The following is a 23,678-nucleotide window of genomic DNA, read 5'->3' as shown; positions in this document are numbered from 1 at the left end:
ACACAGCGTAATACTAGTCTTAATCACTGGTTAGACAAACCCCGCTGGTTGAAAAGCAACCCAGCCACGCTATAATGAATGAAGCTCCGTTTACATTCCGATAACAAAACTTTAACAAAGGGAGACATCATTCATGGTTTTCACTTCGTCTTCACGTAGCAGCATGCTACGCAGACTTTTACATCATCCTTTATCGCTCTATCTGTTATTCATTGCACTCATGCTGCTCAAATTAATGTGGCTACACCACAACCTGCATGCTTACAACATTACGATGGGACTGTTGGACAAAATTATCGCGATCGGTTCCCTGCTCCTCATTTCCTTTTGGACATGGTGGCTGCCACGTAAAGGCTTTAAGATCTCGCTGATCGCACTAAACCTAATTCTTACAGCACTCATCTATGCAGATATGGTTTATTATCGCTATTTCCAGGATTTCCTTACCATCCCCGTGCTTCTGCAAGTTAAACAGGTGGATGCACTAGGAGATAGTATCGCCACATTACTTCAACCTGGTGACCTACTGTTCTTTGCAGACTGGATTGCATTCGTAATCTATGGCGTTGCACGCCTCCTAACCAGACGTACACGTGCGAATCGCACAAGCCTGTATGGATACAGTAATCAACCTTACGGACACACTCGCAACAAGGCTCGCACACGCCGTCATTTTACAGCCGGAGGCATCGCTCTAGTGCTTGGATTATCCCTTGCGGTCGGTCCCATCTATTATTACAGCAAAACCTGGGCTAAAGGGCTGTTCGATAACAATTGGTGGAACGTATCCATGTACAACGTAACTGGATTGTTGGCTTTTCACGGTTATGATCTCTACAACTTTGCCAAAGATCGGATTGGGTCAGGACCTGAGGCTGATCCTGCTGATGTAGATCTGGTCAAATCCTTTTTTGCCGAAAGACAGAATCAACTACCACAGACTGATAGCCCACTGTTCGGTAAATATAAAGGGAGTAACGTTATCGTTGTTCAAGGCGAAGCATTTATGAATTTCATGATTGGCCAAAGTATCGGTGGTCAGGAGATTACGCCACATTTCAACGAATTGATGAAGGAAAGCCAGTATTACAGTCATTTCTATCACCAGACAGGACAGGGACGGACATCGGATGCCGATTTTGGAGCTAACATTTCGTTACACCCCCTACCTATCGGCTCAGCATTTGTACGTTACGCCGACCATACCTATGATTCCTTACCCTCAATTCTGAAGGACACTGGATACAGCACGAATGTCTTTCATGCCTATGAGAGTGGATTCTGGAATCGCTATACGATGTATCAACAGATGAAATACGATAAATTTTATAGCAAAAATGATTTTGCACAGGATGATCCGCTTGGTTGGTCTTTATCCGATGTCTCTTTTTTCAGACAGTCTGTTGAGAAAATGGATAGCGAGGTTTCCGAGCCCTTCTACTCTTTCCTTATTACGCTTTCCAGTCATCATCCATATGCACTACCTGTTGATAAACAGCAGCTTGATGTGGGGGAATTCCAAGGGACCATGTTTGGGAATTACCTGCAATCGGTTCATTATGTAGATTCAGCTCTGGGTGGTCTGGTGGAGGATTTAAAAAATCGCGGATTATGGGATAACACCATATTTATGTTCTATGGCGATCACGATAATTCCATTAAGGAACAGGCACAATACGAAAAATTTCTAGGCAGATCATTAAATCAGCTTGATATGGAGCAAATTATGAATGAGGTGCCACTGCTTGTACATCTACCGGATGGAGCCGAAGCTGGAACGATTGATGAACCCGCAGGGCAGCTTGATATCACGCCGTCTGCACTCCATTTACTGGGCTTATCCGATCAATCCTACTACCATATGGGGAATGATGTTTACGATGGCTCTAGTCGTACTGTGGTGTTGCGTAATGGTGCGTTTACGGATGGTTCTGTGTTCTACATTCCGTCTGATGATTACATCTATGAGCACGGTTCCTGTTATGACTTGTCCACCCGTGGGGAAACGGACATTAATGCCTGCCGAGCAGGACATGATGAAGCTTCGAAACGACTTCGTGTGTCGGACACAGTCATTACGTATGATTTAATCGCACGCTTGCGTGAGGAGCTGTAAAATAAAACGGAAGTGCTGATGCGAGAGTATATACGTCTTCGGCACTTCTTTCTTTTATCCCATACAAAATGCACCCTTGCGAAAAATATAAAGTCGCTATATAATTGTAACTATGATAGTTTCATTTAAAGCTGATTTACAGAAAAATGGAGGTTATTCGAATGAATATTGAGATATGGTCTGATTTTATGTGCCCTTTCTGCTATATTGGTAAACGTCGTCTAGAGAATGTATTGGAGCAGTTCCCACACCGGAATGAAGTGAAATTCGAGTTCAAGAGCTTCGAACTTGATCCTAATGCTGAAGTACACACAGGCAAAACCAACACCGACTATTTAGTATCTAAATACAACATTAGTAAAGAACAAGCACAAGGCATGAATGCACAGATGAATGCCAATGCGCGTACAGCAGGTTTGGAGTACAACATTGATGCAATGGTTCCTACCAATTCCTTCGCTGCTCATCGCTTGACACACTGGGCTAAATCTCAAGACAAAGCACTTGAGCTGAGTGAGCGGTTATTCCAAGCTGTGTTCATCGAGGGTAAACATGTTGGAGATCATGAAGTATTACTCCAACTGGCTGAAGAAGTAGGATTAGATCGTAGCGAAGCTGCTGTCATCTTGGAGAGCAATCAATTTGCCGAACAAGTTCGTGCAGATCAAGCTGAGGGCGAACAGCTCGGCATCCGCGGCGTACCATTCTTCGTACTGGATCGTAAATTCGCTATCTCCGGTGCACAGCCTGATGAGGTGTTCCTTGATGCCATCCAGAAAGCATGGGACGAGCGCTCCCCGTTCACGATGGTTGAGTCAAGTGCAGCAGACGATGAAAATAGCGGAGTATGTACAGAAGAAGGCTGCGAAGTTCCACAACGCGATTCAAAATAATAAATAAACACAAAAGCAGCAGGATGAAGGGAATTCTCCCAATCCTGCTGCTTTTTATATATAACATACACACAGCTCATTGTAATAAGAAAAGAACGATCCGTTCCATATCCTCACTAACTAATGATTAAACACTCGTATTACAACCGAGCCTACTCCTTAATCCCAGAAAAGTTGATCCGGATGTGGCCCTGTCCGTTTGTCCGCATCGAGGGCATCAATCTGTCGTAGCTCATCCGGCGTTAATTCAAAATCAAATATGTCCGCATTTTCACGAATACGTTCCGGTGTCACGGATTTCGGAATGGTCACAATCTGATTCTGAATGTCCCAGCGCAAAATTACTTGCGCAGGCGTTTTGCCATACTTTTGGGCAATTCCTTTTAACGTGGATTCATTATTTAGCTTGCCTTTCATGATTGGGCTCCACGCCTCAAGCTGAATGCCTTGCTCCCCGCAGAAGTCCTGCAGTTCCTGCTGGATCAAGCCGGGATGTAATTCCACCTGATTCACGGCCGGTACTGTGCCGCCTTCATCTATGATATCGCGCAAATGATGTACCTGAAAATTACTTACACCAATGGCACGTACACTTCCCTCACTATATAAACGTTCGAATGCTCTCCACGTATCCTTATATTGATCTCGTCCAGGCCAGTGGATTAAGTATAGGTCAATGACATTAAGTCCTAAAGCCTTCTGGCTCGCCTCAAATGCACGAAGGGTTGAATCAAAACCTTGATCCTCATTCCAAAGTTTGGTAGTGACAAACAATTCATTCCGAGCAACACCACTGCTCGCAATGGCTTGTCCTACTTCCTCTTCATTTCCGTAAATGGAAGCCGTATCTATACTCCGATATCCTACCTCCAAAGCCGTTTCAACCGCCTGCTGAACTTCTTTTCCCTTTGCTTTATATGTTCCGAATCCCAGCCATGGCATGGTCACTCCGTTGTTCAGTATCGTGCAGTCTGTAATATGTTTTGTCATCGTCTACCTCCCGTTTGGAATTTGCCTGCTCATGGTCTATTAACCTTCTGACAAAATTTCAAGCGGAATAATCGGAGATTACATACAAAAAAACTCGCAAAGCGGTTGGCTCTGCGAGTTCGTTTGGTGACAGGAACGTCTAGAAATCCTTTGGCTGCTTGTGATTCTGGATTGAGTTCAACCTTCTCTTCTCCTCGGCGAACATTTCTTCCGCCAATTCTACGCCTTGACCACCAAGGGAACGCTCCGCTTGACGCATCGCCTGTTCGGTGTGAGCCAAACGACGACTTGCCTGTTCAATGGTTTGTTCTGTTGGATGAGACATTGCTTGAGAAACAGCATAGTGAAGTTTGTTCACCGCATTCTGCGCCTGAGATACGGTTGTACCCGCCTGCAAACTGGAATCATAACGCTTCGGCATAATTATTCCTCCTTGGGATCATGTTCCTGTTACCTCTATAGGATGGTTAACCCAAGGCTCCCTTATTCTCTTTTTCTCAGGCACATGCAAAAAGGGATACACTTTTTCTTTTGTCTTAAGACAAACAATCTTTTTAAACGTAGAAATACCGTAACTTTATACTTATTCATTCCGTTATTGACAATAAGTCGCCTTAGGAGGAGGAATCACTTTTGCGTAAATGGCTTATGTTGCTCATCTTCGTATGTCTTGTGGGTCTAATGACTGCCTGCAATCGGGCAGGGTATGAGATCACCGGATATACAGCTTCATCCATTAATGCCCAATTTCCCGTTCCAGCCAATGCTAAACAAATTAAACTAACAACGAATTCAGGAAATCCGAACGTTAATGTAGCTGTTACATATGAACTGAAAAATATAGGCGGAGAACAAGGTCTCTATCCTCCATCCGATTACTTTCAGAAACTAGCCGAAGAAGGCTGGAGCGAAATCGAAAACGAACGATTAGGACATGTGCATTTTTTGCAAAAAGAAGATCGTGTGATTGCTCTTGAGATCCGTGAAGACACCTTCGAAATACACGAAATGAAGCCGGACTTCAAGTTTAAACAAAAATAAGAGAGGCCAGTGGCCTCTCTCTAACAAGCATATTATGCTCGCATAATTATACATCGTTTATTTGACGAACTTCGCTACTTTTGCCAGCACTTCTTCTTCTGAAGGAGCACTGATGTACCGACCGTTAATAAAAACGAAGGCACGTTTCGCACAAGGACCACAATAGGATTTACATCCAATCTTGATCTCTGTGTCTGGAGCCATTTTCTCCAGCTTAGGCACGATTGATTTCAACCGAATGTGGTTACATTTTTCGCATACGCGGATATCGTTAGCCATGATTTCCCCTTCTTCAAGTTCCTAGTGATCGCCGTGATTGCCTTTGGATGGATTCGTAATAACGAAGCCTTCTTGAGGAAGATACAGGTAATCGATTTTCACGCCATCCAGCAATGGTTGATCATTCTCGATAATGACATCGATGTCTTTATCCGTAGATACCACAGTGTCATTCTCTTTTGGCGTATCCAGATCAAGTCCATAGTGAGCATGATCCCCGTGTGCGTGTGTAATTACAACACGCAATTTTTTGCCTTCGTTCTCAGGCTTGTCCAATTCAAGTTTCAATACTTTAGCCGCATTGCGAGTGATTTTGCAGTTCATGTGCTTCATCTCCTATATCGTAATTGCTGGTTACAACAATTTCAGCATTCTTAAACTCCAGCATCTATTGTAAAGAAAGTTTTGGCTCTTCGCAATAACAATGATTCTAGACAGGTGCTAGAATGATGTATTTTTCATATTTTTATGATGGTGTACTGGACCGAAGCACTGGATATTTACGTTCAGCACGGCTTACAAACCAGTTCATCAATATAAGTGTGACCCCAATATCATCAATTGGCATGAACGGCATCACATCAGGTAGAACCCAGTATAATAACGCAGGAATAATAAATAACAACTTTTCACGTAAAGGAATTTCTGATGCCCGTAATAGACGCGGTAGCCTTCTAAACACTTCCGACCATCGTTTAAATGACAACAACCTTCTCCACTTCATACGATCCCTCCTCATGCTGACTATTTATTACAAGTGAAAACTCTGACACAATGGCTATTCCTTCGATCCGAAGCCATTGACCGAAGGAACAACGAATGCCAAAAAGCGGACTTTTTTCGGAAATTAACTCTATAGCAAACTTAGCAAACAGGCCAAGTAACGACACCTGTGTCTGTTATACGAACGGTACAACCTTATCGTTTCACTTCCTGTCGGCTCAATCACTAGTTTCATAGGATAGCAGCTCTGCCAGCAACATACCAACCTCTACACAAATATCATTAAATTGCTCTACGGGTAGTGGATTGACTCCAAGGCCAACTTCTACTGTAAAACCAGGCTTGCGGTACTCCTGGATGAACCAGTCCTTATACCCCGCATCACTACCACCTAATTTTACAGCCTTGTATCCGGATACCTTCGCGAGCCTTCTGGACAACGGCGCACTCTCTCTAGGCTCCAAATCCCGATAGTTCCAGTAGATCTCTTGCCCTTGGCTATGCAAGGATACGACCACATCGAACTCATGCTGCTCCGTCCACTCAGCTAGAGCCAGCGCCTCCGGCTCAGATAATGGAGCCGTTCCTGCATAATCACGAGGGCCAGGTGACGTGATTCCCCTTCTCGCCGCCTCTTCCTCCCAGTGAGCTGGAAATTGATCATTCAGATCAACCCCCCTTATGTTTGCTTTCCAATGAGTAAAGTGAGCTCGATCTGCGTTCCAAGCGAGCAGTTGTTCAGCGTGTGGATGTTGGTTCACAACACCTTCCTGCACTAATTCAACGCCATCTGGATTAACCATTGGAACCACCCACAGTGTCGTTTCCTTCATCCAACGCTGAGGATCAAAACGGTGCCACGGCGTATGAGTACTGTAGGCTCTAGCATACTCTTCAATAAAACGCATAACAACAGCTGTGGTTAGCCATTCATTGGCATGTACAGAAGCATTGACATGGATATGTCTCGAACCTTGACCAATTCGTAAATAATGCAAAGGTTTACCCATCACGCTTGTGCCGATCGAACCTGTCTCCACAAAGGGATAATGGCTGCTCAGTAATGCAATATCCCGATGTAATTCACGGAAGCCATACTCTCCCTTCAACCTGACTATAGTTTTTCCTCCGAATTCAGGAATATGAATGCACCGACCACACCAATCAATCACGTTGGCGATTTCAGGATTGTCTTGACGTAATTCATCTTCGCTCAGACCAAAACGAGCTGCAATTGTACTTACTTGCTCACCTGGTTGAACCGCATATCTTCGCCCAGTGCCGGGCAAGATTCGTAACATCTGTCCAGCCAGCAAATAAGGCTGAGACGCCGCTTCCGGATTTAGTCCAGCAAGCAGTTCGTTCGTCATGTGATGTGCTGACGCAATACGAGCCAACGTGTCTCCAGGCTGAACAATGATCCACTGTATTTCCATGGGCAATCTCCTTTCTCTGAGCCAGATCTATTCCTCTTGCTTCTACTCTCACGACTGCTGTTCTCCCTCTATGTCCTGATCATGTTATATGTATGCTCACCCGCTCGTCCATCATGTGACATGTTTCGCAGTCTTCTTCACCGCTCCATAGATGACAAAAATCCCAGAGCCATCGGCCTCTGGGATGAATAAGAAACTATATTGGGTCATGTAAATATGATTACACTGAAAATAATCAGGATAATTGCGTGACCTGCCATACAACAGGCGTTTTTGAGATTTGTTCCCCGAGCCATTGCCTTGTAATATTTTGAAACATACGCGGATCCCCTGTACAGAAAAATTGATGAACTGGAGTTTCATCTCCACTCGCCAATTTCCGTTTATCATACAAAATCGTGCTGATTTCCCTCGCCGTCTCATCTGCAGAACTGATGAGCTTCACTTCCTGTCCCATCACTTCCTGAATCGTATCCATCAAGAATGGATAATGGGTACAGCCTAGAATGAGACAATCAATCGGCTGTTGCCTGATCTGGCTTAAGGAATGCTCCACCGTCAATGTCGTCTGTTCGGAACGGAATTCACCTTGCTCGACTAATGGTACAAGTGCCGGGCAAGCCTGGCTGACTACATCAATATAGGGTGACAGTTGTTTAAGTGCGGAGGTATAAGCACCGCTTCCAATCGTCCCTACGGTGCCAATGACACCGATGCGCCCTGTGCGTGTAGCTGTAATAGCGGCACGCGCTCCTGGATGAATGACGCCGATCACTGGAACATTCACTTTAGCCCGAATATAGTCGAGCGCTGCTGCTGTAGCCGTATTACAGGCGATAACAATGACCTTCGGATCAAACTGGATTAAGAAATCTACGATTTGTTCCGTGAATTGTTTAACTTGTTCGGACGAACGGGGTCCGTACGGTGTCCGGGCAGTATCTCCAAAATAAATGACCTTTTCCCGCGGGAGTTGACGCATCACTTCCTTAGCGACCGTTAATCCTCCTACACCTGAGTCTAATATAGCGATTGCTTGCTGCACGAACACACCGCTTCCTTCTTCATTGAATTGGTTCTGATATCTAATAAAGTTCCATTGCTTTCTTCCTACCGTATGACATTTCAGGCAAAAAGGTACCACCATCTTACCCGATTTTATCACTGGGTTCAAATAAAAACCCCACAGTGCACCTCTCTCGCGATTAGCGCACACAACAAAGCAGGCTCTCCTCCATCTTCATGAGGAAAGCCTGCTGCTTATGTCAAGCGTGGCTTAATTATCGTCCTTAGAATCATCTGTAGTCAATTTAGCTACGACGTCGCTGTCCGCTTCATTTGCGACGATGTCACTGTCAGACTGAATTGGAGCATTCGAATCTGTAATAACAGCAGAAACCCGTAACTCCTTACCGTCTGCACAGTTGCGCCATGATTGAATGTCCTGGATGACAACGTCAGCTGTTTCTTTCACTTTGGTTACGATCTGACTGCTCTGCTCGCCAACTTTAACAGCCAACTCCTGACCTTTCTCCGTCACCTGACGTGCACCTTCGGAAATATCCTGACGAAGCTCACGTCCGGATTTTGGTGCCAGCAATAACGCGGTTACCGAACCAACAACTGAGCCGATTAATGCGCCCCACAATAAACTTTTGTTTGAATCCTTCACGCAACATCTCTCCTCTTCTTCGAGTTAAGTCCGGTTTACAACCACTGGTGTCGTGACTGAGTAACCGGGCGAATGCCTACTCTGTTGATGCAGTATAGTCAGCAAGGGCTTGACCTGACACACCTCAGTTCAAAAAAACTTTCATGGTCATACTCTTACCGTCATGCTTAACGGTTATGCTGAGCTGGCTCCAACGGAGAATTTTCAACAGTATCCCCGGGATCAAGGTCAATGACATAACGTCCTGGAGCAATCAGTGCGGCCTGATGTTCACATCGCCAGCGTCTTCCTCCTGAGGAACCGAGCGTTTGTCCATCCTGTAGCACATCACCTTGATCGAATATGTAGTATGCTGCTCCAAGCAAGGTTTGAGCCACTGTATCTGGGTCAAGACCCGTGAAATGACATTGGACATCAGGAACCCCAAGCGCAGACAGTCCAACCGTATCCATCACAAGTTCACGCAGTTCTTCTGTTCCACCAGCTTGGTACATTCTAACGTTCATCGCAGCGTAAAGATGCTCTTCACGCTCCTGTGATAGCTTGTACGCTGTTGGCTCAACAAGTTTGTCACTGCCGTACCAATACATTGCCTCACACGGCAAGACCTCAAGCACTGCCTGCAACATCTTCTGAAATAGCCCTAAACGCTGTTTGCGTGGCATAGCTGCAGTAAACATATCATGAATCCTAATCGAATACTTAGCTTCACGCACAACCTGCTCCGCCTCTGTCCAATGCCAGGCTTGCTGAAGTGCACCTGCAAAGCGCGAGAGATCCTTCACCTCAGAGGCAGCCAGCATACAGGTTTGCGCCGGGATATCCCCTTCCTGGAATGAAACCTTATAATCCAGATGGTAGAAAACCAGCATTTCTGCAGTGGCCTCTGCTGCAGCACTTGTCCCATCCTGCGGATTCGTTTCTTGCGTTTGCTTGTCCCGATTCGTGTCTGCAGTTTGTTGCTTCACATTCACTCGAACTTGTCCCGTATAACGACTTAACGCTTCCTGCAAACGAACATGATCAATTACCGGCAACTTGTTAAACAACAACTCCACCATATAAACCGGATGAAATCCGGACGGCGCATTCTGTTTGTCATTTTCTTTATATTGTTCATTCTGAATATCTGTCATGCTGCTTCCCCTCATTCCTTACTCTGTCCCTCGATCTGCCTGATTCGTAAAAGGATCGAGTTCTCGATCTACATAAGCGCTCACTTGGTCTGCAAAGCGTTCAAGTATTTCGGGTAGGTCCGAACTCAGTGGATGCAGTTCTGCTCGATTCCAACTGAAATAATCTTGTACGAGTGGTTTCCGCAAAGAAACGAGCTGACGAAGCACCTCGTATATCGAGGAGTCAAATACCTTCTCTTCATGATTAATCTCGATAATATCATCATAGCTGCTTGCATCTCTCATAATAAAACCATCGATGAGATAACTTCCTACATCGGTGACGATCTCAATCGCCAGATGCAGACAACGTTCTTGCACTAATCCCATCATAAGACCGCCATCCCAGGCTTGTGTTGAAAGTCGTAGCCCCTCAGCTACTTCCGGTACCGCAGCAAGCCGATGGGCAATCTGCTCTCTATTTACGTAATACAATACATTTCACTTCCTGTTCAGTGAATTATCGGTTCCGTTTGCCTCTTCGTTTCAACCAAAATATCATCACAGGACAAGCGATCAGGAACACGATAAAAATATATAAAAATTCCATAACGTCTCTTAAATCGCTCATACCCGCTCTCCTTTAACCGCTCTAGAATGAGATACCTAAATTAAAATTCGTAGTCAACAGCGATCGATTGTTCTCTAACCTCATTCATGTATTTAATTACTTCTTGATGCAGTGGATGTACCTGGTAGGCTTGTAGATCATCAAGAGATGCAAATTCCGCAGTTAGTGAAATGTCAAAAGATCTGTCTGAGCGAAGCACATCTACACCTACATCAAGCGATACAAGAACATCGATTTTACCTTGCAAATTGCGAAGCACATTGGCAGCTTCTTCAATGCGTTCTGGTGAACGATCTTTCATTTTGAACAGGACAATATGTTTAATCATCGAACAAACACCTCGTTTGTGAATTATTAGTGGAATAAATGTTTTTTCATGTATTCAAAATATATCATAACGTCATCTATTACGAAAGGATACTTGAAAACGTTCTCTAGATGAACGAGTCAAATAAAGCAGTACACGATCTAGCAATGTTTACTTTGTGGATTGATCTTCTTTGGGTTCTTCGGTGCGATCGACAGGTTTATCCTGTTTATCATGCTTCTCCTGCTCCGGTTTGGGTTCCTGGTTATCTGTGTTGCGAGGCTTCGCCCACTCCTTATCAGACAACTCTTCCTGTTTCTTAAGTATAGCAATAGCCTGTCTAAGTTTGTTCGGCAATGGAAGACCAATCTTGGCATAGTTTTCAGTAATCGAGATCAGTTCATTCACTAGATAAAAGTATATCGCGCCGCCTTTAATAATATCCGTTCCCATCAAAAGATCGATCCGATGCGCTAATAGAATAACCGTTAGCATCAAACCCTTTCGTGCAAGCCCCCAGAATCCAATATTACTGTTTAACCCTGTCCCTGTTCTCACGGCGGCTGCGAGACCCGTTATATAATCGACAGCCATCGCAATCGCAAGCAGACTAAGCAATTGATCCCATCCTCCAAAAGCAAACGTCACGAACGCTCCCGAAATTGCAGCAAGTGTATTAACGGCTGGATACACGTTTCCCACCTCTCTCCCCTGTAGTCATCCTACAAGATATGTAAGAATACGAGATTTTGACAAGCCAACCACCTAGTTAAACTTGCGGATTTCCATTTCAGATTTGTGCACATTGCTAAAACAAGTCATTAACGAAAATCCAATAATCTTGGGGAAATAAGGTAAATAAACCGCACCGCATCAACAAAATACAGGAAAAAGTAAAATAGTCCTATAAATAGTTCTTAAGAATCACTTTATTATTCAATACACTTCATTTGTTCTCGTAAATTTAGTGAATCATTGTAATCTAGGAATATACTAGGATGCAATTTGCACACCCACTAGTTCGTAACTCCTCCTTCCAGACCAACTCTTTCTCCTCTCAAAATCGATTCAGTTCAACAGACACTTGAAAGTACCCCAACTCTTATTGTAGTATTTGGTTAAAAAAATCGGAGGAAATATGCCTAATCAACCAGAACAACATTCCATCCAGGCGTGGTCTCTGATCAACCGTAAATATTTGGGAAAAGGCGTCCGTGTTAAACGGTTCCGCAAACCGACACGCTGTCAAATCCGCAACCGTGTTCTTCTAGCTGTGCTGATGGCCAATGATATTAAGTTGTCCCAGCTCGCCGAAGACTTGTCCATCTCTTCACGCAGTGTAAGCGCGTGGGTGTATGAAGGGCGGATACCCGGCAGTACGAATTTGGACAAGGCTTGTCAATTACTTGGATATCCACGACACATTCTTTTTAATGAAGAGGTTGTGCGCCAAAGTCCAGTTATTTGTCAACCCGAGCCTTCCCGTTTCATGAAGCGTACGGTGACCCGTTCTCCGGTAAGTAACCGTATCTTGACAGGCTTGTGTATGGTCCATGATTTGTCGGTGACAGATGTCAGCCACTGGATCGGGGTTCACCCCGGCACTTTCCGCAAATGGCTGCATCAGGGAACGCTGCCTTCTGCCGCGTTTCAAGAACAAGCGGAGCAATTTTTCCGCATTCCGAAGACCATTTTGTTCGCAGATGTCATCTTGAAAGAACGTCACAATAACTAAAATTAGCGAGCAACCAAAAGGCTCTGTTATTCCTTAAGGAATACAGAGCCTTTTTAACATATTTTCCTGTTCTGGATAGATCCGTTGTATAGATTCACTGGAAAATCCACACAATACCCTAACAACTCTCAAAACACAGGTGATCAAATGAAATTAGATAAGGATATTGGTATTTCTCTCGGATTTTTAGCAGGAACGACATTTGGCAGTGGTGTCGCATTTCTCTTTCGTCTCCAAAGCTATGGTGTCATGGGTAGTGTCGCAATCTTCGGAATGATTGGAGCTATTACCGGACTAGTCATCGCCAAGTCTAGGCATCGTATGAATGGCTGAAAAGGCTGAATTCAGCCTCATAACATAGAAAGACCCGATCATTGCTTCATCGCAATGATCGGGTCTTTCTATCAACTTAGATGCGGTCGAGAGGACTCGAACCTCCACGGGGGGTTAGCCCACACGGACCTGAACCGTGCGCGTCTGCCAATTCCGCCACGACCGCATAATATGTATCTTTTCATCATCAATGAAAAGCAATCGGACGAACAACAAGATGTTGTGCCGTAATGTAGAGTATACATGTTATGGAAGTAGAATGCAATACGTTTTCATTTGGTTAGTTATTGGGACATATGTCCTTTTTTAAATGAATAGAATCTCCTATCGTTAAGACAGAATTAGCTCGTACAATTCATTCCAATCCATCCATTAATGATATGGGCATTCATAATTACGACGAAGGAGAGAGTCACATTGAATCCAATAAAGCTTTGTTTTATCGGTGCAGGATTTCATGCATCTACTAATATCTATCCTTCTGCTATTGAAGCCGGAGCCGTTATCCAAGGCATTGCAACCCGGAGTTTGGAGCGTTCTCAGGCCGCTCTTCTTCGCTTCGGCAGCATGGGACAGGCTTATGACGATGTACAACTTATGCTTGAGCATGAGGACTGTGACGGTGTTGTTGTCGTGGCACAACCAGAGGATCAAGTCGCTTTAACGCTGGCGTGTATCCGCGCAGGCAAAAACGTCTATGTGGACAAACCACTGGGATGGAATGCTGCAGAAGCCAAGATGGTTTCGGACACAGCCGATCAAGCAGGTGTACTGCTTATGGTTGGGTTTATGAAACGTTATGCCCCCGTGTATCTGAAATTAAAAGAATTGATCGATGGCGAGGATCTAGGGAAAGTGCGGTCATTCCAGATGAAATTCGCTGTCGATAGCACTCCCTTCTGCAAAGATGAAGAGCAGTTCATCAAACTCGCCGCTATTCATATGGTAGATCTGATGCGGTTCCTCTTCGGTGAAATGGTGCAGGTTACGGGTACAACGTTCAGGGATGGCGAGCACATCAATCAGAGTATTTCCTTCCTGTTTGATAACGGAATCGTAGGCAGTGCATATTTTGCCGGCATGAGTGCATGGTCACGTGAAAGTGAACACGTACTAGTAACTTTCAACAACGGATTTGCGTCAGCAGATGAACTCGCTACACTTACAATCCATTCCTCTCAGACCTTCGACAATCTGCCCTGGAAATCTCTAGCGGAGCAGGATATCGTGTACACCCCTTCTGCTTCTCCCATGTCCGGTGCCTATCGAGACCTTTATTTAAGAGGGTTTGTCGGTGAGATGGAGCACTTTGTGGAATGCTGCCGCAATCATTCTCAGCCACATTCTAATGGTCAAGATAATATTAAAACCATGGACTTATGTGACGCGATCCTTGTTGCATTAAAATAACGTTTATACGCTATTCATTAAGGACAAAACAATGAAAAACCAATATCAACTAAGAGCTAACTTTTCAATAAACCTCGATGTTTCGCATTGCGATCTTCGAGGTTTATTCGACTTTTTTTCTACGTTTTATTGGGGAGCATTTCATTCTCTTAATATCATCATAGGGTTTATAATGTGTCATAACCATGATATGCTGTCATTAGAAGTATACAGTCTATTTAAGGTTGTAGTATCAATATAGATACTGCATCATCAACCTTGAATCGGAGGTGCAATCCATGAAACAGAATTCCGCTAACCTTTGTCCCAAGCCATATGGCTGTTCTGTAGAAGTCACACTTAGTGTCATTGGGGGAAAGTGGAAAGGCGCTATTTTATATCACCTGTTCTCAGGCTCATTACGATTTAATGAGTTACGCAAATTATTCCCCGATATCACACAGCGAATGCTCACCTTACAGTTAAGAGAGCTCGAAAATAGTGGTATCGTACACCGAGAAGTATATCCTCAAGTCCCCCCTAAAGTGGAGTACTCGTTAACTCCCTTTGGTGAAACACTACGACCGATTATTTACAGCATGCGAGACTGGGGAGAACAATACACGAACGAAGTTATCGCCAAATCACAGCAAGCAGAATAACGAAGAAGCTGCTCCGTATATACGAAGCAGCTTCTTTTATTTGCATTATTTCTCTACGGATTGAATAGTGATCGTCCGATTCCGTCCTTCTTCTTTGGCCTGATATAAAGCCGTGTCCGCCAAATGAAATAACTCCATCGACGCCGCAGAATGAATAGGATATTCCGCTATACCTGCCGATATTGTGACAGTCCGATCGATAGGCATTGCACTATTCTCTACACTGGAACGAATATATTCAGCCACCTGGTAAGCAGTACTGGAGTTCGTTTGTCGCAGCAGCACAACGAACTCCTCTCCTCCGAAGCGGGAGCATACATCCTGAGGTCGTACCGCCTGTCGGATCAGATCAGCAATATGCTTCAAAACGATGTCCCCTGTATGGTGCCCATAAGTATCGTTAATCGACTTAAATCGGTCTATATCGATAACGATAAGTGAAAAAGGAATCTCCTCATCGATCCAATGCTGAATGACTTCTTCAAATGTTCTGCGATTCGTCATGCCTGTTAATACATCCGTTCTAGCGTCGTACGTCAGCTGATCCGTCTGCTTGCGAAAGCTCGCAAGTGCACCGAGTACAGCTTGTGTAAGCAGATCCGCCTCACGATTCCAGTGTGGCTTCATCACAGGTAAGTCCACTTTGCCTTGATCCACCCGGTTAACCAAATCTGCAAGAATGACGAAAGGGCTGGCCAATTTACGAGCAACACGAATGACAATCAAAGTCAGAACCACAAAAGGAACTGATGTATAGATCAGCAACATGCGAATATGATGACTAAGCTGGTCGAATACAATCTTGGTTGGCGAAACTACTACCACTCCCCAGCCCGTAGTCGGAACTTTAGTATAACCCGCAAGTGAGTCGAGACCTGACAGATTCTTGTATCGTTCTTTCCCTTGTTGATCATCTAACAACTTATGTACAACCGTATTGTTACTGATATTCTCACCAATCCGCTCCGTATCGGGGTGAAATAGAAGTGTACCCTTCGAGTCCACGATAAAGAAATAGGAACCGTTGCTTGATTTCAACTGACTTCCAAACGAATGACTTAAAATGTTGCCCTCTTGCAAATAAATACTTCCACTCACATAACCTTCAAAAGTTCGATCCGAACCAAAGATCGGTTGACTCAGAAATACAATTCTGCGCTGGCCAATTGGCGTGACATAAGGCTCCGATATATATGGCGTTCTGGAGTGCAATGCATTCTTAGCTGCCGTAGAGCTGATATGTTGACCCAGTCTGGCTCCCATTGGCGAGACACCTCGAACAAGTCCCGTTTCATCCACAAACGTCAACGAGTTGAAGTAGTTACTGCTGCCCCGAATCAGATCAAGTGTCTCTCCGATTTTAGCAGTGTCCGTATAATCTACATCAGAGAACGATTGCGCTGCATACTCCAGGCTGCTTTGCATCGATTGAAACAACGAATCAAGCGTCTGACTCATCTGTGTAGCACTAGAATAATTACTAGCCAGTGTGTTATCAATTAGCGACTGTTTCTGAGATGTATAAAAAGAAATAAATATGATGGTTAGCGTCATTAGAACAGCAATGGTAACAAGCCCACCCAATAAGGCCGTCAGGCTAATTTTCTTCACATTTCTTATTTTATTTCTCCATGTTGCTACTTTGTTCTGTGCGGTCATTATTACTTCCCCCGGTTTTTCTTGAAAAGACATATGTCTACCATTCTATACGAATGATGTTAAGAAGAAATAAAAAGTTTGTGAAGAAATTACAATAACTCACGAATGAGTGACAATTTAATGAACCCAATCCAATCATTGAATGGATCATGCGGCTTCAATCTAATCCTGAATCACGTATCCTTCTCCCAGTTCCTGTTCAACAAATCCCGCCATGTGTCTGGCCTGAAAGGCAATTGGCTGATCACTAGCTACGAGGATTCTGTTCTGCTGCTCGTCTTCTGTCTCAACTGGCAATGCAAATGAACGAGTATACTCAAATAACTCACATAAGGTTGTATGGATTGCATTCACGAGCCTATCATTGCCTGCACGGCCAAATACATTCATTATGACCATACCCTCTGCACTTAACTTCATCTTAACAATCTCGAAAAAAGAAATGGAGATGAGTTGTTTGGGAGTTCCTTCAGATGTAAAAGCATCAACAATGATATAATCATATGCTCCAGAACGCTCCTGCTGCAACAATTCTCGTCCATCACCTACACTTACTTGATCCCCCTCATAACCAAAGAATGTCCGACTGATCTCTACCACTTCTTCATCAAGCTCTGCTACCTTCACCTGCTTACCCGACAAATATGAAGGCAACGTACCAATCCCATGTCCTATGATATACACTGATTCATAGCTAGATGCATTATGTTCCATCAGGTGAACCATAGCTCTTGGATATTCCAATACCATTCGTGCAGGCTGATCAAGATCCATTGCCCCCTGCACAGCTTCGTTGGAGAACTCCAGCACTCGAAAATGTCCTTGCTCTTCATATAAACGCTTCGTGTCGTAGACCTTCAGCTCATGTTGTTCACTTTTATTGCGATACAAAACTCTCACCACATATCCACCCTTCCATTACCTATAAAATACTTATTATAGATCAAATCACGATAACGCACGAATCCAGTAAACTAAAAGACAAAAAAAACACCGCTCGGATAAGCTCCGGTAACGGTGTTTTAGCGCCTACATGAACCTCAAGCTTCATTATGTCCAATGGCTTCGTGTAATGCCTGCACATATGCAACGCCCAGATTAGACAAGGAGGTACTTTTGTGACTAATCCAACCCACATTGATTGTCTCTTCGCACTCTAACGGAACTGGAATAATCTCATTACCATTTAAGTCCGCACTAAGCACACCCGTCGAGATCGTATATCCATTCAAGCCAATCAACAGATTGAATAGCGTTGCACGGTCATTAACCTGTATGCTTTTTGGATGAGATAACGTGCTCAGAATCTCCTCTGAAAAATGGAATGAATTGTACTCGCCTTGGTCGAATGACAGATAGGGGTAGTCCTGAAGCTGTTCAATCGCAACGGAGGATTGCTTCGCAAGCGGGTTCTGCACACTGATGAAGATATGTGGTTTCGCAGTAAACAGGCTCGTAAATACGAGACCTGCATCCTTCAACAGTTTATTAATGACCTTCGCATTGAACTCATTCAAATAGAGAATACCAATTTCACTGCGAAGACTTTTGACATCTTGAATAATCTCGTATGTTTTCGTTTCCCGTAACGCTAGTTCATACTCCTCCTGACCATATTGCTGAACCAGATGAACAAATGCGTTCACAGCGAATGCGTAGTGCTGAGTGGATACAGAAAAATGCTGTGGAGAGGGCTTCGCATTAAGGTAACGATTCTCCAGCAATTCCGCCTGCTCCACGACTTGGCGCGCATAACTTAGAAATTCGACGCCTTCTTTGGATAATGAGATGCCTTTATTGGTTCGTTCAAAGATCGTAATTCGCAGTTCCTGTTCCAGGTCACGGATCGCATTCGATAGACTTGGCTGTGATATAAACAAGCGTTTGGCCGCTTCGTTCATGGAGCCACGCGTGGCTACCTCAATCACATATTTTAATTGTTGAAGTGTCAACGCTTCACCCCTCTCTTTCTAATTCAAACGGCAGAGCAATACTCTCCTCTTCCCAACGCATCAGATTCCAAGGACTGTCTGGTCGCTCAAATAAATGTTCAATCAGAGAGAAGTGCTCTAAGGCGCCATCCTCATCGAACTCCTCTGACCAATATTGACGGCCAATGATATATGCGAGTGCAAATTCTGTCCAGCTTGAATACGCCCGTTGAATCCGCTGCGCCATTTCAAACATAAATGCCCAGGCCATTTCCTCATCCATATAACCGATCTGCATTGCCATTCGAGTAATCGATATCGCTCTGCCCCAATCCCAAGCGCTGACTCCTGCTGTATTCAGGCGGCTGTCATAGAATTGTATCACTCTAAATTGTGCAGCGCGCTTCTCATCAATTATGCCAACAATATAATTTTCCTGCTCCTCGTAGTTCATGACAGATAGCAATGCTCGATCTTGGTCAAAGTCAGCCCCGTGCCCCCTGTTCTCACGGAAACTTTCCACTTGCCTGCGAAATGATTCTTCATCTCGACTGCTCCATGCTCGATCAAGCATTTCGGTGATCCCTTCTCTTTTTCCCTCTAACAAATCAATGTCGTATCCTGCAGCGAATTCCAAATGGTTCGCTTCTAGCAAAATGGCGCCTGCTGCCAATGTCCACTGCTGTCTTGTATCAAGCAAAGAATGCATCGTTGAATACCTCCACGTTATAATACGGTCTAAGCTCTTCATCATTCAAAAGATCCGGGAATTGCAGAGGCTCCGTTTGTTTCAGTCCACCCTGGAATAGATTGAATTTCAGCTTATTGAACCAGGCTCCACGCTGACTCAGACGTTCTTCAATATCCTGAAGACGTGCAATATAATCCGCATGATGCGGTCGATCCGTTACAGCCTCTTGCGCATAAGCAAGTGCTTGTTCTCCTTCTCCAAGATGCATATAGGTTAGGCTCAGCAAACTACAGGTATCCCCTCGCAAACCAAATTCGTATGCACGAGTGAACATTTTTCGAGCAACATCGTATTTACGTGCCTCATACAAGTGTAAACCACCATAAAAGTAGCTGTAACCGTCGATCTTAGTAGGTTCTACCGTTTTATAATAATGCACGATTGCATGATCAAGCTCTTCCCAACGTTTCTGTTCCGCTAAAATGCGGAGCATCTGCAGGAGTGCCCACGGATTCTGAGGCTCCTGATGTTGGATCTTTCGAAGCCATATCGCAGCTTCATCGAATTTACGGTCTGCAAGCAGGCATACCGCAATCATTTTCTGAAGATAAAGACTCTCTGGGATATCATGATGAAATTCAATGAAGAAATCATGGGCAATGCTCCAGTTTTTCCTCGCAAATTGTAAATCTGCCGCTGCACCAAGAGCTTCACCTCGATAAGAAGTGTCTCCCGTTTCCAAATATTGATCAATCGTAGACAGCATTAAGTCAATCTTTCCCTGCCTTCTATAGGCATTGAATAAATGATACAACGTGCTTGGATAAGTTTCGATATTCAGACAGGCTTCGAAACACGCCTCAGCTTCCTCGAACTTGTCAACATTCATATATGAAACTCCAAGATAATGATACAGGCTAGCGCTCACATCAACTTCATGCCTATAAGACTCAAAACAAGCTATAGCATGATCATACTGTTCTAAGTGATAGTAACTGAACGCTAACCCATAATCGTAGCCTGCGCCACCCTTGATTGATTTTGCCTGCAAATAATTCGTGATAGACACTTCATACTGCTCCACCATACGATAGGCCTCACCGAGATGAAAATAGATTTCCGGCTCCTCTGGCATGTATTCTTTCAGAGTTAAACCGTCAGGAATCATCTCCTCATAGCGATCAAGATTATAATTGACCTTTGTTCGCAAATACAAAGCTTCCTTATGGACAACAGCTTGCGCATTAGCAATTTGTATAGCCTGATTGAGATACGTTAGAGCAAGATTAAGATCCGTAGCATATGCAGCTCGAGCAGCCTGGAACCAAGCATTACTACTCAACTTCACCTCGGAGCCAAACTGAGTAAACATCGATAAAACCTTATCTGATTGTTTGCGTTCAAGGTAAAGCTCAATTAACTCCTCAACCTGCTCCGTTACAGAGAAACGGTTATCTTGAAGCTCAGCTTCCAAATTTGCAATGCGTTCTAGCTCATATTCATTTCGAATCAGCCATAGACGAGTTCTCAGCTCCAAATCCGCCGGGAAGCGTTCTAACGCCGCTTGATATAAATCAATAACCTCACGATGGCGCCCTAATAGTATCAGACATTGCGCTGCAGACGATAATGCTGGACTGTAAATTGCCGGCTCCACGGCTTCAGATAATTTCATATTTACAGATAACGCTTCTTCCGTGTGCCCACCCTTCAGCAACATGTCTGCCAAGAGGCGCAGAATCTGCGGATCATTAGGGAATGTGACAGCAAGTCTTGTATACATATGGAGTGCAGTCTCCCAGTCCTCCACATTGATCGAATATCTTCCAATTAAGCGTAACAATACAGGATCTTGTTCGTACAGCTCGTATGCTCTGCCCAGCATTTCATGCGCAATATTCAAGTCTTGATGGATAAGTGCCCGCCTTGCATATTCACGGAGATATAGATATTCATCTACCTGTAGCCCCTCTGCAACTGCCTGTTGCAAGTGTTCGAACTGCAAGTCGTAAGGGCTATGACACTGGTAATAAACATGACTGAGGAACGACGAGGAAAATCGCTCAGTTAACTGAAATTCATTTTCTGTCCATTCAAACGTCTCATCTAGTAGCCTCCATACCGAGATTGGCAGCCAGCTACGTTCACTCAGTACCATTAACAATTCCGTGTGCAAAATTTCCCGAATCTGAATGCTCCAGAATTGCTCATCTTCCACTAGCTCCAACCATAGATCGTAGCGAAGTCTTGAATCGAAATCTTCGTAAAGCGTGATCGTTCGATCAATGAATTGATGCACCGCTTCCACCAAGGAATCTTCCTGCTTCACATTGCCATGTGAATGGTTTTCCGTATGTATATTTTGCTGTGAATGTGCTTCATCTGGTGTGTTTAAATCTACATGATCTGTATGAACCTGTTCTAAATATGTGTCTGTTGTTGCAGCAATCATACCCGTAGATGCAATCTTTCTCGCCTGCTCGTAAGCTGCTCGCAGTTCCTTGAAACCTTCTGGATTGTCTTCTGGATGATTATGTTTTAACTGCGCCGTGTACGCCTTCCTAATTGCAATCAAATCTTCGGTAGGTTCTATGCCAAGTATGCCCCAGTAATCCATGATGTTGTTCCCTTCTGTTCTAGAATTCTTGTCCGTCTACAATCTACTTGCTACATACGATCTAAACCTTGCTCTAGTTCCTTCTTAATATATCACATTTGGAGTAAACTCTACTTTTTTTGCGGAGGTCTGTGTCTCAATTCTTATACTCATGTCCTACATAATCAACAAGCTCTCCTTCATAGGTGTAAGAAAGACATGGTGAGCAGATGAATATGAGGTTCTTAACGTTTAATTTCCATGTGCTTACTTCAAGGAGGGATTGTACGTGATGAACAAAGGAACACCGAAGCATGGTAAGCCATTCATTGTACCTCAGCCGATACGAAAAGATGGCGCAGGCGGGCCGGACCTGGGGCCGCGCGATGTGGTGCGAGACCTGCAGAATCCGGATATGCTCGTACCTCCATCTACAGATAACGGATTGTTACCTAATCTGAGAATGTCCTTCTCCGATACACATATGCAGTTGAATCATGGCGGGTGGTCACGTGAGATCACGGTTCGGGATCTTCCTATTGCAACTACACTTGCAGGAGTAAATATGAGTCTTACCCCTGGAGGAGTAAGGGAACTGCATTGGCATCAACAATCGGAGTGGGCTTATATGATTCTAGGCACCGCACGGATTACATCCGTTGATCAGAATGGGCGCAACTTTATCGCTGATGTTGGTCCAGGCGATCTATGGTTCTTTCCTAAGGGTGTACCTCATTCCATTCAGGGACTGGATGAGGGCTGTGAATTTTTACTCGTATTCGATGATGGAGCCTTCTCAGATCTCAACACATTATCCATTTCCGATTGGTTTGCACACACACCGCCTGATGTATTGTCTCTTAATTTCGGTGTACCTGAAGCCGCATTTGAAGGCATGCCAGCAGAACAGGTGTACATTTTTCAAGATCAGATTCCCGGTTCTCTCGCAAGTCAGGAAGTTCAGTCACCTTATGGCACCGTTCCTCTGTCCTTCAAACATCGCTTGTTAGCTCAGACACCGATCATCACTCCTGGAGGAAGTGTACGTATCGTGGATTCAAGCAACTTCCCGATCTCCACGACGGTAGCTGCCGCACTTGTTGAGATTAAGCCTGGAGGCATGCGTGAGCTTCATTGGCATCCTAATGCAGATGAATGGCAATATTATTTGACCGGACAAGGACGAATGACGGTTTTTGCAGGCAATGGTGTTGCTCGAACATTTGACTATCGGGCTGGCGATGTAGGGTACGTTCCTGTAGCCATGGGGCATTATATCCAAAATACGGGTAAGGACACACTATGGTTTTTGGAGATTTTCAGAAGTGATCGTTTCGAAGATATTTCGCTTAATCAATGGATGGCCTTAACCCCGCGGGAACTGGTGCGTGATAATTTGAATGCGTCTGCTGAACTGCTCGATGCTTTACGTAAACAGAAATGGCCTGTCGTCTAAACGATCATATTATTTTTAGATTA

At 44.3% G+C, this 23,678-nt stretch carries 24 protein-coding genes, 1 tRNA gene and 1 pseudogene; 8 read left to right on the top strand and 18 right to left on the bottom strand.

What is annotated here, in order from left to right; translation table 11 throughout:
- The first annotated feature begins 133 nt into the window (after positions 1-133).
- On the top strand, positions 134-2,116 hold the full coding sequence (locus tag M3636_RS14255; RefSeq protein WP_251382953.1) for an LTA synthase family protein: 1,983 nt from the start codon (positions 134-136) through the stop codon (positions 2,114-2,116).
- Positions 2,117-2,277: 161 nt separating this feature from the next.
- Complete coding sequence (locus M3636_RS14250) at positions 2,278-3,009, top strand: DsbA family oxidoreductase (protein ID WP_251382952.1); 732 nt, start codon at positions 2,278-2,280, stop codon at positions 3,007-3,009.
- Between the two features lie 159 nt (positions 3,010-3,168).
- On the opposite strand, the gene M3636_RS14245 is transcribed toward M3636_RS14250, so the two are convergent.
- Together M3636_RS14245 and M3636_RS14240 are read right to left on the bottom strand one after the other, a co-directional pair.
- A complete protein-coding gene (locus M3636_RS14245; RefSeq protein WP_128101236.1) occupies positions 3,169-3,999 on the bottom strand; it encodes an aldo/keto reductase in 831 nt (276 codons plus the stop codon).
- A 139-nt stretch (positions 4,000-4,138) separates the two neighbouring features.
- Positions 4,139-4,420, bottom strand: a complete 282-nt coding sequence (locus M3636_RS14240; protein ID WP_128101235.1) for a hypothetical protein — start codon at positions 4,418-4,420, stop codon at positions 4,139-4,141.
- 212 nt (positions 4,421-4,632) lie between these two features.
- Here M3636_RS14240 and M3636_RS14235 point away from each other — a divergent pair, with 212 nt between their 5' ends.
- Positions 4,633-5,040 carry a hypothetical protein gene (locus tag M3636_RS14235; RefSeq protein ID WP_128101234.1) on the top strand — a complete coding sequence of 136 codons (408 nt, stop codon included), beginning with the start codon at positions 4,633-4,635 and terminating at the stop codon, positions 5,038-5,040.
- 57 nt (positions 5,041-5,097) lie between these two features.
- On the opposite strand, the gene M3636_RS14230 is transcribed toward M3636_RS14235, so the two are convergent.
- The 10 genes and pseudogenes from M3636_RS14230 to M3636_RS14185 form a co-directional block, all read right to left on the bottom strand.
- Positions 5,098-5,319 (bottom strand): YuzB family protein, encoded by a 222-nt coding sequence (locus M3636_RS14230; RefSeq protein WP_056695355.1) that lies wholly within the window; start codon positions 5,317-5,319, stop codon positions 5,098-5,100.
- Between the two features lie 21 nt (positions 5,320-5,340).
- Positions 5,341-5,643: a hypothetical protein gene (locus M3636_RS14225; protein WP_056695357.1), complete on the bottom strand. Its 303-nt coding sequence runs from the start codon at positions 5,641-5,643 to the stop codon at positions 5,341-5,343.
- Positions 5,644-5,785: 142 nt separating this feature from the next.
- Positions 5,786-6,043: a hypothetical protein gene (locus M3636_RS14220; RefSeq protein ID WP_251382951.1), complete on the bottom strand. Its 258-nt coding sequence runs from the start codon at positions 6,041-6,043 to the stop codon at positions 5,786-5,788.
- A gap of 217 nt (positions 6,044-6,260) precedes the next feature.
- Positions 6,261-7,472 (bottom strand): M14 family metallopeptidase, encoded by a 1,212-nt coding sequence (locus M3636_RS14215; RefSeq protein ID WP_251383082.1) that lies wholly within the window; start codon positions 7,470-7,472, stop codon positions 6,261-6,263.
- 241 nt (positions 7,473-7,713) lie between these two features.
- Positions 7,714-8,523, bottom strand: a complete 810-nt coding sequence (gene racE, locus M3636_RS14210) for a glutamate racemase (protein WP_145409464.1) — start codon at positions 8,521-8,523, stop codon at positions 7,714-7,716.
- A gap of 231 nt (positions 8,524-8,754) precedes the next feature.
- Entirely contained in the window at positions 8,755-9,150 is a 396-nt protein-coding gene (locus tag M3636_RS14205) for a YtxH domain-containing protein (RefSeq protein ID WP_128101232.1), read from the bottom strand.
- A gap of 167 nt (positions 9,151-9,317) precedes the next feature.
- Positions 9,318-10,286, bottom strand: a complete 969-nt coding sequence (locus M3636_RS14200; RefSeq protein WP_251382950.1) for a DUF4261 domain-containing protein — start codon at positions 10,284-10,286, stop codon at positions 9,318-9,320.
- Positions 10,287-10,304: 18 nt separating this feature from the next.
- Positions 10,305-10,760 carry a DUF86 domain-containing protein gene (locus M3636_RS14195; RefSeq protein WP_128101230.1) on the bottom strand — a complete coding sequence of 152 codons (456 nt, stop codon included), beginning with the start codon at positions 10,758-10,760 and terminating at the stop codon, positions 10,305-10,307.
- 176 nt (positions 10,761-10,936) lie between these two features.
- Positions 10,937-11,224, bottom strand: a complete 288-nt coding sequence (locus M3636_RS14190; RefSeq protein WP_128101229.1) for a Dabb family protein — start codon at positions 11,222-11,224, stop codon at positions 10,937-10,939.
- A 255-nt stretch (positions 11,225-11,479) separates the two neighbouring features.
- Positions 11,480-11,905 (bottom strand): annotated as a pseudogene (locus M3636_RS14185) (phage holin family protein); the annotation flags it as partial.
- 436 nt (positions 11,906-12,341) lie between these two features.
- Between M3636_RS14185 and M3636_RS14180 the strand changes: the two are divergent.
- Positions 12,342-12,938, top strand: a complete 597-nt coding sequence (locus M3636_RS14180; protein ID WP_128101228.1) for a helix-turn-helix domain-containing protein — start codon at positions 12,342-12,344, stop codon at positions 12,936-12,938.
- Positions 12,939-13,022: 84 nt separating this feature from the next.
- Complete coding sequence (locus tag M3636_RS14175; protein ID WP_251382949.1) at positions 13,023-13,271, top strand: hypothetical protein; 249 nt, start codon at positions 13,023-13,025, stop codon at positions 13,269-13,271.
- A gap of 81 nt (positions 13,272-13,352) precedes the next feature.
- Here M3636_RS14175 and M3636_RS14170 read toward each other — a convergent pair.
- A tRNA-Leu gene (locus M3636_RS14170) sits at positions 13,353-13,437 on the bottom strand.
- Between the two features lie 251 nt (positions 13,438-13,688).
- On the opposite strand from M3636_RS14170, the gene M3636_RS14165 reads away from it, so the two are divergent.
- Together M3636_RS14165 and M3636_RS14160 are read left to right on the top strand one after the other, a co-directional pair.
- Positions 13,689-14,681, top strand: a complete 993-nt coding sequence (locus tag M3636_RS14165) for a Gfo/Idh/MocA family protein (RefSeq protein WP_145409427.1) — start codon at positions 13,689-13,691, stop codon at positions 14,679-14,681.
- A 278-nt stretch (positions 14,682-14,959) separates the two neighbouring features.
- Positions 14,960-15,322, top strand: a complete 363-nt coding sequence (locus M3636_RS14160) for a winged helix-turn-helix transcriptional regulator (protein WP_056695373.1) — start codon at positions 14,960-14,962, stop codon at positions 15,320-15,322.
- A gap of 45 nt (positions 15,323-15,367) precedes the next feature.
- On the opposite strand, the gene M3636_RS14155 is transcribed toward M3636_RS14160, so the two are convergent.
- The 5 genes from M3636_RS14155 to M3636_RS14135 form a co-directional block, all read right to left on the bottom strand.
- A complete protein-coding gene (locus M3636_RS14155; protein WP_251382948.1) occupies positions 15,368-16,981 on the bottom strand; it encodes a sensor domain-containing diguanylate cyclase in 1,614 nt (537 codons plus the stop codon).
- Positions 16,982-17,143: 162 nt separating this feature from the next.
- A complete protein-coding gene (locus M3636_RS14150) occupies positions 17,144-17,881 on the bottom strand; it encodes a spermidine synthase (protein WP_145409429.1) in 738 nt (245 codons plus the stop codon).
- Positions 17,882-18,021: 140 nt separating this feature from the next.
- Positions 18,022-18,933 carry a LysR family transcriptional regulator gene (locus tag M3636_RS14145; protein ID WP_145409430.1) on the bottom strand — a complete coding sequence of 304 codons (912 nt, stop codon included), beginning with the start codon at positions 18,931-18,933 and terminating at the stop codon, positions 18,022-18,024.
- Between the two features lie 4 nt (positions 18,934-18,937).
- Positions 18,938-19,621, bottom strand: coding sequence for a DUF1266 domain-containing protein (locus tag M3636_RS14140; RefSeq protein WP_251382947.1), 684 nt, complete (start codon positions 19,619-19,621; stop codon positions 18,938-18,940).
- Positions 19,605-22,220: a J domain-containing protein gene (locus M3636_RS14135; protein WP_251382946.1), complete on the bottom strand. Its 2,616-nt coding sequence runs from the start codon at positions 22,218-22,220 to the stop codon at positions 19,605-19,607. Before M3636_RS14135 ends, M3636_RS14140 begins: the two co-directional genes overlap by 17 nt.
- A gap of 271 nt (positions 22,221-22,491) precedes the next feature.
- On the opposite strand from M3636_RS14135, the gene M3636_RS14130 reads away from it, so the two are divergent.
- Complete coding sequence (locus M3636_RS14130) at positions 22,492-23,655, top strand: oxalate decarboxylase family bicupin (protein ID WP_251383081.1); 1,164 nt, start codon at positions 22,492-22,494, stop codon at positions 23,653-23,655.
- Positions 23,656-23,678: the final 23 nt, after the last annotated feature.

Origin of the sequence: Paenibacillus sp. MER 99-2 (assembly GCF_023714095.1) — a bacterium.
In the GTDB taxonomy this organism is placed as follows: domain Bacteria; phylum Bacillota; class Bacilli; order Paenibacillales; family Paenibacillaceae; genus Paenibacillus.
The sequence above is the reverse complement of the archived record's forward strand: the minus strand, read 5'-3'. Positions and strand labels throughout refer to the sequence as shown.